Below are 12,343 nucleotides of genomic sequence, written 5' to 3' on the forward strand. Positions count from 1 at the left end.
GCACCCTGGTTGCAAGGATGGCACTCAACATCACACATGTACTCATTTACACGCTGTTAACCTATTCTGCAGACAAATGCAGCCTTCTTGTGGGTCTCTTGCATGATTCGTCGTCGGAGCTCTGTATGAATCGTCACACCAACATGACTTTTCTCGACCAGCGGCAAGACCTGGCGGCAGCCTTCCGCTGGACCGCGAGGCTTGACATGCACGAGGCAGTGGCCAACCACTTTTCGCTGGCCGTGAACCCTGAGGGCACGCGTTTTCTGATCAACCCGAACGGCCGCCACTTCTCGCGCATCACCGCGTCCTCGCTGATCGAAATCGACGCGAACGACCCCGACACGATGGCCCGGCCCGATGCACCTGATCCCACGGCCTGGGGTCTGCACGGCGGCATCCACCGCGCCTGCCCGCACGCGCGATGCGTGATGCATGTCCATTCCGTCCACGCCACCGTGCTCGCCAGCCTTGCCGACAGCCGGCTTCCGGCGATCGACCAGAACTCGGCAATGTTCCACAACCGGCATGTCGTTGACGACCATTATGGCGGCATGGCCTTTGGCGAAGAAGGCGCCCGCTGCGCGACCCTACTTTCCGATCCGAAGACCATCGCCATGGTCATGGGCAATCACGGCGTCCTGATCGTCGGCCGCACCGTCGCCGAGGCTTTCAACCGGCTCTACTACTTCGAGCGCGCCGCCGAGACCTATGTCCGCGCCCTCCAGACCGGCCGCCCTCTGCGTGTCCTGCCGGATGAGATCGCCGAAAAGACCGCGCGTGAATGGGAAAGCTACCCCGGCTTTGCCGACGCACATCTCAGCGAACTGCGCGCGATCCTTGATGCCGAGGACGCTGGCTACGCCAGCTAACCACCTGATTTTTCGCAGAAAAATCGTGCGACCGCGGCTAAAGCCGCGCTGCCTCGGCGTGCAGCCGTTCCACCAGACCCTTGTCCAGCTTCATCGCCGCGGCAAGGCTCGCAAGATAATCCTTCTCCGCCGCACTTTCCTCGTTCACCACCAGCAGTGAGGCCGCATAAAGCTGCGTCGCTTCCGCTTCAGACCGGGCCAGCGCCGCGATCCGGCCCACGTCCAGAGGCGCATCCAGCTCGGCCGTGATCATCGCCGTCGCCTCGTCCCCAAGGCCAAGGTTCCCAAGCTGCCCATCAATCGCCGCCCGTTCCTCAGGCGTGACATGTCCGTCAGCCTTCGCCGCAGCAATCATCGCCTGCAGGATATGGGTCGCAAGCTCGTCCGCAGCATCTTCATCGTCGGGCATGAACTCGGTCCCCTCCGGCTTCGGCAGGGCCGCAGACCCCTCGCCAGACTTGCGGCCGTTCTTCCAGTCGTCATAGGCCTTGTACGCAAGCCCCCCGATAGCCGCCATGCCGCCGATCTTCAGGCCCGTGCCCAGCAAACGCCGCCCGCCACCGGTCAGCAGAATCCCCAGAAGCCCCCCGGCAATCGCGCCCTTGCCAAGGGTCGACTGGTTGTTCCAGGCCCCTTTCGCCTTATCAGTCAAGCCCTTGGCGCCCTGACCGCCGGTCATTTGGCCAAGGGACCCCATCAGACTGTCGAGCAGCGATTTCGCTTTCAGCATCATGGCCTCCATCATCAATGCCACCAAGTATGGGAACCGCTCTGTCACGGTTCAATGACAGCATCCTGAACCGGCCAACCCCCGCCTAAAGCGCCTCCCAGCCGCCCCCGCCCGGAGTCCGCATTTCGAAAACCGCCCCTTCGGGCAGATCGCGCTCGTCGTTGCCCTCCAGCCGCTCGACGCGCCCGTCCGGCCAGTGCACCATGTTCTCACCCACGGCTCCCGCGCCACCACCCGCGACCCCGAACGGCGCAACCTTTCTGCTCCCGCAGAGGGTCGTCACCGTCACCGGCGCCAGGAACCGTAACCGCCTCACCGCCCCATCCCCACCCCGCCAACGACCCACACCACCCGAGCCCTCACGAATCCGGAACTCCTCCAGCCGCACCGGGAAGCGCTTTTCCAGCACCTCAGGATCGGTCATCCGCGTGTTCGTCATGTGGCTCTGCACCGCATCGCAACCCTGAAACCCCGGCCCAGCCCCCGTGCCCCCCGCAATCGTCTCGTAGTTCTGAAAGCGCTCGTTGCCCCAGATGAAATTGTTCATCGTCCCCTGCGCCGCCGCCACGACCCCGAGCGCCCCATAAAGCGCGTTGCAGGCGGACTGGCTCACCTCTGTATTCCCCGCAATCACGGCCGCAGGCGCACGGGGGTTCAGCAAGCTCCCCTCAGGCACAATGATCGTCAGCGGCGCCAGGCAGCCCTCGTTCAGCGGGATCGCCTTCCCGACCAGCGTCCGGAATACATAAAGCACGACCGCCCGCGTCACCGCCTGCGGAGCATTGTAGTTGCCGGAATGCTGGGCCGAGGTCCCCGTGAAATCAACGACTGCCGACCGTGCAATCCGGTCAACCTTCACCTGTACATGAACGACTGTTCCGATATCCATCGGATATATGAACTCTCCGTCATGCAACCGGTCGATCACGGCGCGAACGCACTCCTCGGCATTGCGCTGCACATGCCCCATGTAGGCTGCGACCACATCGACACCGTACCGCGCGACGACACGCAAAAGCTCGCGCCGCCCCGTCTCATTCGCCGCGATCTGCGCCTTGAGGTCAGCCATGTTCTGCTCGGGCGACCGGCAGGGCCAACGGCCCGACCCCAACAACACCCGCGTCTCTGCCTCGCGCAGGCGACCCTGAACCACCAGCGGGAAGAGGTCGATCACCACCCCTTCCTCCTCGATCGTCCGGCTGTCCGGCGGGGCCGATCCCGGCGTCCGACCACCGATATCGGCATGATGCCCACGCGAGCCCAACCAGAACGCGGGCCGGCCCCCCACGAAAACCGGCGTGATCACCGTCACATCCGGCAGATGAGTCCCCCCGTTCCAGGGCGAGTTCAGCATCCACGCATCCCCCACCCGCGCCGTCGTCCCCACCGCCGCGATCACCGTCTTCACCGCATGGCTCATCGACCCCAGATGCACCGGCACATGCGGGGCATTGGCCACAAGGTCCCCGTTCGCATCGAAGATCGCACAGGAAAAATCCAACCGTTCCTTGATGTTGACCGACCAGGCCGTGTTCGCAAGCGTCGCACCCATCTGGTCGGCAACTGACATGAAAAGGTTGTTGAACACCTCCAGAAGCACCGGATCGGCCTCCGTCCCCGCTGCCGGAGGCCGCGCAATGGCCTCCACCCGCCGCAGGATCAGGTTACCCTGCCCATCCACCCGCGCTTCCCAGCCGGGCTCGACAATCGTTGTCCCGGTCGCCTCGGTGATCACCGCCGGTCCGGGGATAAAGGTCGCCGTCCCGCACTCATCGCGCCGATAAAGCGGGACCTCCTGCCACCGTCCACCCGCCCAAACGGTCAACGCCGCAACCGCCTTTCCCGCCCCATCGCCTGGGCCCACATCCGGCAACTCTGCCCCGCCACCTTCGGCCTCAACCGCAAGCATCTCGAACAGCACCGCCCGCTCGGGCGACGCAAAGCCAAACCGGGCCTGATGAGCAGCCGCAAAGGCCTCCAGCATCGCCGCTTCCGTTCCGAAGGGCACTGGCAGCGATTGATGCGACCCCTCATAACGCAGATGCGCGGTGCGGGTGACTGCAGGGGTGGCAATCCACTGCGCAGAAAGCTCGCCAGCCGCCTCCCGAGCCAACGCCTCGATCCGGGTCCGGGCCTCATCCATCGCCGACAAGGTTGCATCGAGCTGCGCTTCCCGCAGACTTCGCAAGTGCGCCAACCCCATCCCGAAAGCTGACAGTACTCCAGCTTGCGGATGAATGAAAACCGTTTTCATCCCCAGTGCATCGGCCACTCCACAAGCATGCTGCCCGCCCGCTCCGCCAAAACACTGAAGCGCATAATGCGTGATGTCATGCCCGCGCTGAACCGATATCTTCTTGATCGCATTGGCCATATTGTCGATCGCGATCCGCAGGAACCCCTCTGCCACGACCTCGGGTGCCTCCTGCCTCCCCGTCGCCGCGGCGATTTCAGAAGCCAGCGCTGCGAACTTGCTCCGGACGATCTCGGCATCCAGCGGCATATCGCCGTTCAACCCGAAAACCGCCGGGAAATGCGCAGGCGACAGCCGCCCCAGCATCACGTTACAGTCGGTGATCGTGAGCGGCCCGCCCCTCCGGTAACTGGCCGGCCCAGGGTTCGCCCCCGCGCTCTCCGGCCCGACCTGGAACCGCCCGTCCCGGAACGAACAGATCGACCCTCCCCCCGCCGCGACCGTGTGGATATCCATCATCGGCGCACGCATCCGAACACCTGCTACCTCCGTCTCGAACGACCGTTCATAAACGCCTGCATAGTGACTGACGTCTGTCGAAGTCCCACCCATGTCAAAGCCGATCAGCCGGTCAAACCCCGCCGCCTCCGCCGTCCGCACCATGCCGACGATACCACCCGCAGGCCCCGACAGAATCGCGTCTTTTCCCTGAAATCGTCCCGCCTCGGTCAACCCGCCATTCGACTGCATGAACAACAGCCGCCCCGTCGCCCGGCCCATATCCAAAGCGCCCTCGACCTGTGCCACATACCGTCGCAGGATCGGCGAGAGATAGGAATCAACCACCGTCGTATCGCCCCGCGGAACCAGCTTCGCCAGCCTAGAGACCTGATGTGACAAGGAAATCTGCGCGAACCCCGCCTCCTGCGCCATTGCGCCGACACGGGCTTCGTGCGCTGGGTTCACATGCCCGTGCATCAGCGCCACGGCCACAGCGGCGATCCCCGCAACCCTTGCCTTTGCCAAAGCCACTGCCACCCTAGCCTCATCCAAGGGGCGCACTTGGTTGCCTTCAGCATCCAGTCGGCCAGGAATTTCGAACACCTGTTCATAAAGTAAATCCGGCCGCCGGACGTTCAGCTCAAACAGCGCAGGTCGCGCCTGAGTGCCGATCCGCAGAAGGTCGCCAAACCCCTCGGTGATCAGCAGTGCAACCCGCTCCCCCTTCCGCTCCAAGAGCGCATTGGTCGCAACCGTCGTCCCCATCTTCACCGCCGAAATCGCCCCGTCCGGGATCGGCTCGCCCGCGCTCAGCCCGAGGCAATCGCGGATGCCCTGGACCGCCGCATCCGGATAGCGCTCGGGGTTCTCCGACAGAAGCTTTACGGTCACCAGCCGCCCGTCCGGCCCCCTCCCCACCACATCGGTGAACGTGCCGCCCCGGTCGATCCAGAATTCCCAAGCGCCCATGACCCTGCTCCCATTCCTCTCCCTTGGTGGCCCGACACCGCAGCGGATGCAACCATCCCGACTGCCCTCCGGCCCGCACCGCAACCCAAGCCCCAGCACGCTCTCAACAAGTCTACCGCGAAAGACCGCTCTCCCGGTCATGCACCTCATCGAAGACCGCCCCTTGCGGCACCGCGTCCTCTTGCGGGCCCCTCCCTTCCGCGTCACCTTGCCACCCATGACGAAGCCCTACTCGCACCGCAACGACCCCGCCGTCCCACCCTTCGACGACAGCGCGCCGGTGGCCGTCATGGACGCGGACTGCGCCATCTGCAGCTGGGGCGCCCGCATGATCCACCGGCTGGACCGCACCGGCGCCACCCGCATCTGCCCCGTCCAGTCCCCACTCGGCACCGCCCTCCTCCAGCACTACGGCCTCGATCCCAACGACCCGGTCAGCTGGCTCTTCCTGGACAACGGCATCCCGCACAAGGATTTCGAGGCCGTCCTCCACGCCGGTCGCCGTTTCGGCGGTCTGGCCCTTCTGACGCAAGCGCTCCGCATCTTCCCCAAACCCATCCGCACCTGGCTCTACCTCCGCCTCGCCCGCAACCGCTACCGCCTTTTCGGACGCGGAGACATGTGCGCACTCCCCGACCAAGCCTTCCAGCGCCGCCTCCTCAGATGAAGGTCCTCATCCTCGGCGGCTACGGGGTCTTCGGCGAAAAGCTCGCTCGCCTCCTTGTCCGCGACGGGCATCAGGTGACGATCGCCGGGCGCAACCTCCCCGCAGCCCAGAGGCTGGCCACCGAACTTAACGCAACAGCCCTGCAGATGGACCGCGACGGGGACCTCTCCGCCCTCCAAGGCCATGACGTCGTCATCGACGCCGCCGGCCCGTTCCATACCTACGGTCCAGACCCCTACCGCCTGGCAAAAGCGGCGATCAAAGCCGGGGTCCACTACCTCGACCTCTCCGACAACGCCGATTTCTGCGCCGGCATCACCACCCTGGACGCCGCAGCAAAAGCAGCAGGCCTCGCCGCGATCTCCGGCCTCTCCTCCGTCCCCGCCCTGTCCAGCGCCGCCGTGCGGGCCCTGACCCAAGGCGCAACCCCAAACCACATCGAAAGCGCGATCCTGCCCGGCAACCGAAGCCCGCGCGGGCTATCGGTCATGGCCTCGATCCTGTCGCAGGCCGGCCAACCCTACCCACTATGGCGAGGAGGCGCCTGGACAGAAGTCACCGGCTGGTCCGAACCCCGAACCTACCCACTGCCCCAGGGCATCACGCGCCAGGGCTGGCTGATCGAAGTCCCCGACACCCGCCTCTTCCCCGCCCACTTCGGTGCCGCGACCGTCGAGTTCCGCGCGGGCCTCGAACTTGGCCTCATGCGCTATGGCCTCGCCGCCTTCGCCCTTCTTCGCCGCGTCGCGCCGTTCCGGGTCACCACACCCATCGTCCGCGCCTTCCGGCTGGCCGCAGGGCTACTCTCGCCGTTTGGCACCGGACGCGGCGGCATGTCGGTCATGGTCACGGTCGACGGGCAACGCCGCACCTGGCGCCTTCTGGCCGAAGATGGCCACGGCCCCTTCGTCCCCGCTATCCCGATCCGCGCGCTTCTCCGCCGCCCGTCTCTGCCACCAGGGGCCGGGCCTGCGCTCGAGACTGTCGCCCTCCACGAGCTGGAGGCCGCGATGTCCGGCCTCTCCATCCGCTTCGAGCGCGTCTTTGAACTCATTGACCCGATCTTCCCGCGCGTTCTTGGACCGTCCTTCTACACGCTGCCAGCCACGATCCGCGCCACTCACCTCACCGCTGGCGTCAGCCGGTGGCAGGGCCGCGCGTCGGTTCGTCGGGGCACCGGCCTGTGGGCCCGCGCCCTCGCCGCGGTTTTCGGCTTCCCGCCCGAGACGGACGACACCTCTGTCGAAGTGATCAAGACCACCAACCCGAAAGGCGAGGTCTGGCTGCGCCGGTTCGGAACCCGGACCTTCCAGTCCCGCCTCACCGCCACGCCGCGCGGGATGACCGAGAGCTTCTGGCCCTTCACATTCCTTCTGGCGCTGAAAGTGACGGACAAAGAACTGCACTATCCGGTCGCTTCAGGAAGGCTCGGCCGGCTTCCCTTGCCGCGCTGGATGCTGCCGGTCTCGGAGGCCCGAGAGTTCGAAGCCGACGGCACCTTCCACTTCGACGTCCGGCTGCTTGCGCCCCTGACCAGGGGGCTCCTCGTCCACTACCAGGGCAAGCTTGCGCCCGCCAAGGCCGCAAGCCCCGACCCGCCCGCAGCGACACGCGCAACGATCTGAATTTTCGCAGAAAATTCGTACACCCTATGGCGCAGGTGCAACCTTGGCCAAAAGCTCTTCCACCTTCGGCCCCAGACCCTCCACGATCAGCTTCACACCCTCCGGGTTCGGGTGAATGCCGTCCGGCTGTATACAGGCCGCCATCGACGCCGGATCAGCCGGGGTCCGCACCTGCCGACCTCAGACCGGCAAAAAGTCATCTGCCAAAACCGCGCCGTAGCTGCCGGAAAGCGCGCCATACATCCCGTCGAACGCCTCCCTGTACTCCTCGTCCACTACCAGGGCAAGCTTGCGCCAGCCAAGGCCGAAAGCCCCGACCCGCCCGCAGTGACACGCGCAACGATCTGAATTTTCGCAGAAAATTCGTACACCCTATGGTGCAGGCGCAACCTGGGCCAAAAGCTCTTCCACCTTCGGCCCCAGACCCTCCACGATCAGCTTCACCCCCTCCGGATTGGGGTGAATGCCATCCGGCTGCATATAGGCCGCCATCGACGCCGGATCAGTCGGGTCCGCGCCTGCCGACCTCAGACCGGCAAAGAAGTCGTCCGCCAGAATCGCCCCATACGTGCTGGCCAGCTCGCCGTACATCTGGTCAAACGCCGCCTTGTACTCCGGCCCGAAGTTCCCCGGCGCCTTCATCGCGACCAGAAGAACCGGCAGCTTCCGCGCTGCGGCTTCCTTCAGGATGCCCTCCAGATTTCCCTTCGCCGCTTCGGGGTCGATCCCGCGCATCAGGTCGTTCCCTCCCAGCGTCACGATCAGCGCATCGGTGTCAGGCCCCAGCGCCCACCCGATCCGCGCCAGCCCGCCCGCGGTCGTGTCGCCAGATACGCCCGCATTCTGCACCACCACATCCGCACCCTTCGCCCGCAGCCAGCCCTCGAGCTGCGGCACGAGCCCCTCCCCCTGATCCGCCAGCCCATAGCCCGCCGTCAGGCTGTCGCCCAACGCAACCACCGTCACCGGTTCGGCCAACGCCATGCCGCCTGCCAGAAACGTGACGGCAACCCCATTGCCCACCTGCCGCATAACGCCATATGCCTTTGGCAGATAAGCCTTAAGGAAGCCCGTAATGCCGCCCCAGAATCTGGACGAAATCCTCGCGCTGACGGATGCGCGCCTGACGCTTGCCGGCAATGCCGGTCCGGTCGAGATCCTGAAGGGCATCACGCTTTCCATCCACAAAGGCGAAACGGTGGGGCTCATCGGTCCATCTGGGTCGGGCAAGTCGTCGCTCCTCATGCTCATGGGCGGGCTGGAGCGTGCCACCGGCGGCAAGGTTCTGGCCCTTGGGCAAGACCTGACCGCGATGAACGAAGACGCGCTCGCCCGCTTCCGCAGGGGGAATATGGGGGTTGTGTTCCAAAGCTTCCACCTCATTCCGACAATGACCGCCTTGGAGAACGTGGCCCTTCCGCTGGAACTCGCCGGGGCAGCGGACGCTTTCCCAAGGGCCGAGGCCGAACTGACCGCCGTGGGCCTTGGCTCGCGCATGCACCATTATCCCTCGCAGATGTCCGGCGGCGAGCAGCAGCGCGTGGCCCTTGCGCGCGCCGCAGCGCCCCGTCCCGCGATCCTTCTCGCCGATGAGCCGACCGGCAACCTCGACGGCGCCAATGGCCAGGCGATCATGGACCTCCTCTTCGGCCTCCGCGACCGCCACGGCGCGACCCTCGTCCTCGTCACCCACGCCCCCGAACTTGCCGCACGCTGCGACCGGGTGATCCGCCTTGCCGACGGCCAGCTCGCCCCCGAAGCCCTCGCGAAAGCCGCCGAATGAGCCTTTCCTTCACCATCGCCCGCCGTGAGCTTCGCGGCGGCCTCAAGGGTTTCCGCGTATTCCTCGCCTGCCTGGCCCTCGGCGTCGCGGCCATCGCGGCCGTCGGCACCCTCCGCACCGGCATCCAGCAGGGCCTGACCGACCAGGGCGCCGTGATCCTCGGTGGCGATGCCGAAATGCGCTTCACCTACCGCACCGCCGACGCCGACGAACGCGCCTACATGGACCGGATCGCGACGAAGATCTCCGAGGTCTACGACTTCCGCTCCATGGTCATCCTCGACGACGACCAGGCCCTCACCCAGATCAAGGCGGTCGACAACGCCTGGCCCCTCACCGGCGCCGCCACCCTCGACCCCGCCATCCCGATCGCCGAGGCCTTGGCCCCGCAAGACGGCCTCCCCGGCGCGATCATGGACCCTATCCTGATCGACCGCCTCAGCCTCTCGATCGGCGATACCTTCCGCCTTGGCACCAAGGACTTCCGCCTCACCGCCGCCCTCACCCGCGAACCCGACAGCGCGTCCACCGGCTTCACTCTCGGCCCCCGCACCGTGGTCCTGTCCCAGGACCTGGATGGCTCCGGCCTCCTCTCCTCCGGCTCGATGTTCGAGACCCGCTACCGCCTGCTCCTGCCCCCCGACACCAACCTGCAAACCCTTGAAGACGAGGCCGAAGCCACCTTCCGCGACAAGGGCATGCGCTGGACCGACAGCCGCAACGCCGCCCCCGGCATCGAGGCCTTCGTCGACCGGATCGGCAGCTTCCTCGTCCTCGTCGGCCTCGCGGGCCTGGCCGTGGGAGGGGTCGGCATCTCCGCCGCCATCCGCAGCTACCTCGACAGCAAGACCGAAACCATCGCCACCCTCAAGACCCTCGGCGCCGAAGGCGGCCTGATCTTCCGCAACTACCTCTGGCAGACCGCCCTCCTTGCCGCCCTCGGCATCGCCCTCGGCCTCGCCCTCGGCGCCATCGTCCCCCTCCTCGCCGCCCCCGTGATCGAGGCCTCGCTCCCCTTCCCCGCCGAAATCCGCCTCTCCCCCATGGCGCTCCTCGAGGCCGCCTTCTACGGCGCCCTCTCCGCGCTCATCTTCACCCTCCTTCCCCTCGCCCGGACTGAACGCATCCGCCCCGCCGCCCTCTACCGCGGCGGCACCGGCACGCGCTCCTGGCCCCGCAAACGCTACCTCGTCGCGCTCACCCTCCTCTCGGCCACCCTCATCGGCAGCGCCACCTGGCTCTCCGGCATCCCGGAACTCGCGCTCGGCGCCGCCGGAGGCGTCCTCGGCGCGCTCCTCATCCTCGCCCTCGCGGCAATAGGCCTGCGCACCGCCAGCCGCCGCCTCGCCCGCACCAAACTCACCCGGGGCCGCCCCGCCACCCGCGCCGCCCTTGCAGCCATCGGCGCGCCAAGGTCCGACGCCACGTCGGTCGTCCTCTCCCTCGGCCTCGGCCTCTCCGTCCTCGCCGCCGTCGGCCAGATCGACTGGAACCTCCGCCAGGCCATCGCCACCGACCTTCCCACCCGCGCGCCCGCCTTCTTCTTCATCGACATCCAGCCCGACCAGATCGACCCCTTCCTCGCCATGGTCAAAGCCAACCCCGAGGTGTCGGAGATCGAAACCGCCCCGATGCTCCGCGGCGTCATCACCCAGATCAACGGCAAGCCCGCCCGTGAGGTCGCAGGCGACCACTGGGTCGTCCGCGGCGACCGTGGCATCACCTACGCCACCGAACCTGGCCCCAAAACCCGCATCACCGCAGGTACATACTGGCCCGCCGACTACACCGGCGACCCCCAGATCAGCTTCGCCGCCGAAGAGGCCGAGGAGATGGGCCTGCAGCTCGGCGACACGATGACCGTCAACATCCTCGGCCGAGACCTGACCGGGACCATCACCTCATTCCGCGAGGTTGACTTCTCCAACGCCGGCATGGGCTTTGTGATGACCCTGAACCCCTCGGCCCTCACCGGCGCCCCCCACACCCACATCGCCACCGTCTACGCCCCTCCCGACGCCGAAGCCGCCATCCTGAAAGAGGTGACCAAGACCTGGCCCAACGTCACCGCGATCCGGATACGTGAGGCGGTGGACCGCGTCGCCGAAGCGCTCGGCGCCATCGCGACTGCCACCGCCTGGGCCGCCGCGGGAACACTCATCACCGGCTTCGTCGTCCTCATCGGCGCAGCCGCGGCAGGCGAACGCGCCCGCATCTACGAATCCGCGATTCTCAAAACCCTCGGCGCCACGCGCGGCAAGATCCTCGCCAGCTTCGCCCTCCGCTCCGCCCTGATGGGCGCCGCCGCCGGCGTAGTCGCGGTCATCGCCGGCGGAATCTCCGGCTGGGCGGTCATGACCTTCGTGATGGACTCAAGCTACCAGTTCGAGCCGCTCTCGGCCCTCGGCATCGTCGCCGGCGGCATCCTCGCAACCCTCCTCGCAGGTCTCGCCTTCGCCCTTCGCCCGCTCGCAGCCCGCCCGGCCGGAACCCTCCGCGCGCAGGAGTGACCTGACCTTTCATCTTTGCAAAAATATCCCACGGGGGTGCGGGGGTGTGAAACCCCCGCTCCGACGCCTGACGCCCTGGCGGCCCCTCAATGCCCCGGACGAATGAACGTCCCGTTCCGCAGCTCGGTAAAGGCCTGGCGCAGCTCGGCTTCCGAGTTCATCACGATCGGCCCAGCCCAGGCCACCGGTTCTTCGATCGGCGCGCCCGAGATCAGCAGGAACCGCACCCCCTCCGGCCCCGCCGTCACTGTCACCTCGTCACCCGCACCGAACCGCACCAGCGTCCGGTTGCCGGAAAGGTCGCGGATGTTGACCTCCTGGCCCATCACTTCCTTCTCCAGCAGCACGCCCTCGGGCCGCGCCGCATCGCGGAAACGGGCCGAGCCCTCGAACACATAGGCAAAGGCCCGGCGGCGGGTGTCGATCTTGAAGGTCTTCCGCTTGCCCGCAGGCACATGGATATCCAGATACTGCGGGTCCGCCGCGATCCCC

The 12,343-nt window shown here is 66.6% G+C and carries 10 protein-coding genes; 5 read left to right on the top strand and 5 right to left on the bottom strand.

All coding sequences use genetic code 11. The features are described 5' to 3' along the window. Positions 1-125 precede the first annotated feature (125 nt). Positions 126-872 (top strand): class II aldolase and adducin N-terminal domain-containing protein, encoded by a 747-nt coding sequence (locus ACRCSW_RS17640; RefSeq protein WP_438706956.1) that lies wholly within the window; start codon positions 126-128, stop codon positions 870-872. Positions 873-909: 37 nt separating this feature from the next. On the opposite strand, the gene ACRCSW_RS17645 is transcribed toward ACRCSW_RS17640, so the two are convergent. Together ACRCSW_RS17645 and ACRCSW_RS17650 are read right to left on the bottom strand one after the other, a co-directional pair. After that, positions 910-1,605 (bottom strand): tellurite resistance TerB family protein, encoded by a 696-nt coding sequence (locus ACRCSW_RS17645; RefSeq protein ID WP_438706957.1) that lies wholly within the window; start codon positions 1,603-1,605, stop codon positions 910-912. A gap of 82 nt (positions 1,606-1,687) precedes the next feature. Beyond that, a complete protein-coding gene (locus ACRCSW_RS17650) occupies positions 1,688-5,266 on the bottom strand; it encodes a hydantoinase B/oxoprolinase family protein (RefSeq protein WP_438706958.1) in 3,579 nt (1,192 codons plus the stop codon). A gap of 139 nt (positions 5,267-5,405) precedes the next feature. On the opposite strand from ACRCSW_RS17650, the gene ACRCSW_RS17655 reads away from it, so the two are divergent. Beyond that, complete coding sequence (locus tag ACRCSW_RS17655; protein ID WP_438706959.1) at positions 5,406-5,933, top strand: thiol-disulfide oxidoreductase DCC family protein; 528 nt, start codon at positions 5,406-5,408, stop codon at positions 5,931-5,933. After that, entirely contained in the window at positions 5,930-7,558 is a 1,629-nt protein-coding gene (locus ACRCSW_RS17660; protein WP_438706960.1) for a DUF4166 domain-containing protein, read from the top strand. Before ACRCSW_RS17655 ends, ACRCSW_RS17660 begins: the two co-directional genes overlap by 4 nt. A 24-nt stretch (positions 7,559-7,582) precedes the next feature. Here the strand turns inward: ACRCSW_RS17660 and ACRCSW_RS17665 are convergent, their stop codons facing one another. Next, positions 7,583-7,729: a hypothetical protein gene (locus tag ACRCSW_RS17665; RefSeq protein WP_438706961.1), complete on the bottom strand. Its 147-nt coding sequence runs from the start codon at positions 7,727-7,729 to the stop codon at positions 7,583-7,585. A 201-nt stretch (positions 7,730-7,930) separates the two neighbouring features. After that, positions 7,931-8,590: an arylesterase gene (locus ACRCSW_RS17670; protein WP_438706962.1), complete on the bottom strand. Its 660-nt coding sequence runs from the start codon at positions 8,588-8,590 to the stop codon at positions 7,931-7,933. Between the two features lie 43 nt (positions 8,591-8,633). Here ACRCSW_RS17670 and ACRCSW_RS17675 point away from each other — a divergent pair, with 43 nt between their 5' ends. Together ACRCSW_RS17675 and ACRCSW_RS17680 are read left to right on the top strand one after the other, a co-directional pair. After that, positions 8,634-9,341, top strand: coding sequence for an ABC transporter ATP-binding protein (locus ACRCSW_RS17675; RefSeq protein ID WP_438706963.1), 708 nt, complete (start codon positions 8,634-8,636; stop codon positions 9,339-9,341). Further along, positions 9,338-11,851, top strand: a complete 2,514-nt coding sequence (locus ACRCSW_RS17680; RefSeq protein WP_438706964.1) for an ABC transporter permease — start codon at positions 9,338-9,340, stop codon at positions 11,849-11,851. Before ACRCSW_RS17675 ends, ACRCSW_RS17680 begins: the two co-directional genes overlap by 4 nt. 86 nt (positions 11,852-11,937) lie before the next feature. Here the strand turns inward: ACRCSW_RS17680 and ACRCSW_RS17685 are convergent. Beyond that, positions 11,938-12,343, bottom strand: a 406-nt coding sequence (locus tag ACRCSW_RS17685) for a pirin-like C-terminal cupin domain-containing protein (protein WP_438706965.1), incomplete at its 5' end; no start/stop codon positions are given.

This window comes from Tabrizicola sp. (assembly GCF_051645465.1).
Taxonomy (GTDB): Bacteria; Pseudomonadota; Alphaproteobacteria; order Rhodobacterales; family Rhodobacteraceae; genus Tabrizicola.

Bases quoted from the DNA above. Each gene is read 5' to 3' on its own strand.
- ACRCSW_RS17655 (WP_438706959.1), top strand. From the start codon at position 5,406: ATGCACCTCATCGAAGACCGCCCCTTGCGGCACCGCGTCCTCTTGCGG.
- ACRCSW_RS17680 (WP_438706964.1), top strand. From the start codon at position 9,338: ATGAGCCTTTCCTTCACCATCGCCCGCCGTGAGCTTCGCGGCGGCCTC.
- ACRCSW_RS17650 (WP_438706958.1), bottom strand. From the start codon at position 5,266: ATGGGCGCTTGGGAATTCTGGATCGACCGGGGCGGCACGTTCACCGAT.
- ACRCSW_RS17670 (WP_438706962.1), bottom strand. From the start codon at position 8,590: ATGCGGCAGGTGGGCAATGGGGTTGCCGTCACGTTTCTGGCAGGCGGC.
- ACRCSW_RS17660 (WP_438706960.1), top strand. From the start codon at position 5,930: ATGAAGGTCCTCATCCTCGGCGGCTACGGGGTCTTCGGCGAAAAGCTC.
- ACRCSW_RS17645 (WP_438706957.1), bottom strand. From the start codon at position 1,605: ATGATGCTGAAAGCGAAATCGCTGCTCGACAGTCTGATGGGGTCCCTT.
- ACRCSW_RS17640 (WP_438706956.1), top strand. From the start codon at position 126: ATGAATCGTCACACCAACATGACTTTTCTCGACCAGCGGCAAGACCTG.
- ACRCSW_RS17675 (WP_438706963.1), top strand. From the start codon at position 8,634: ATGCCGCCCCAGAATCTGGACGAAATCCTCGCGCTGACGGATGCGCGC.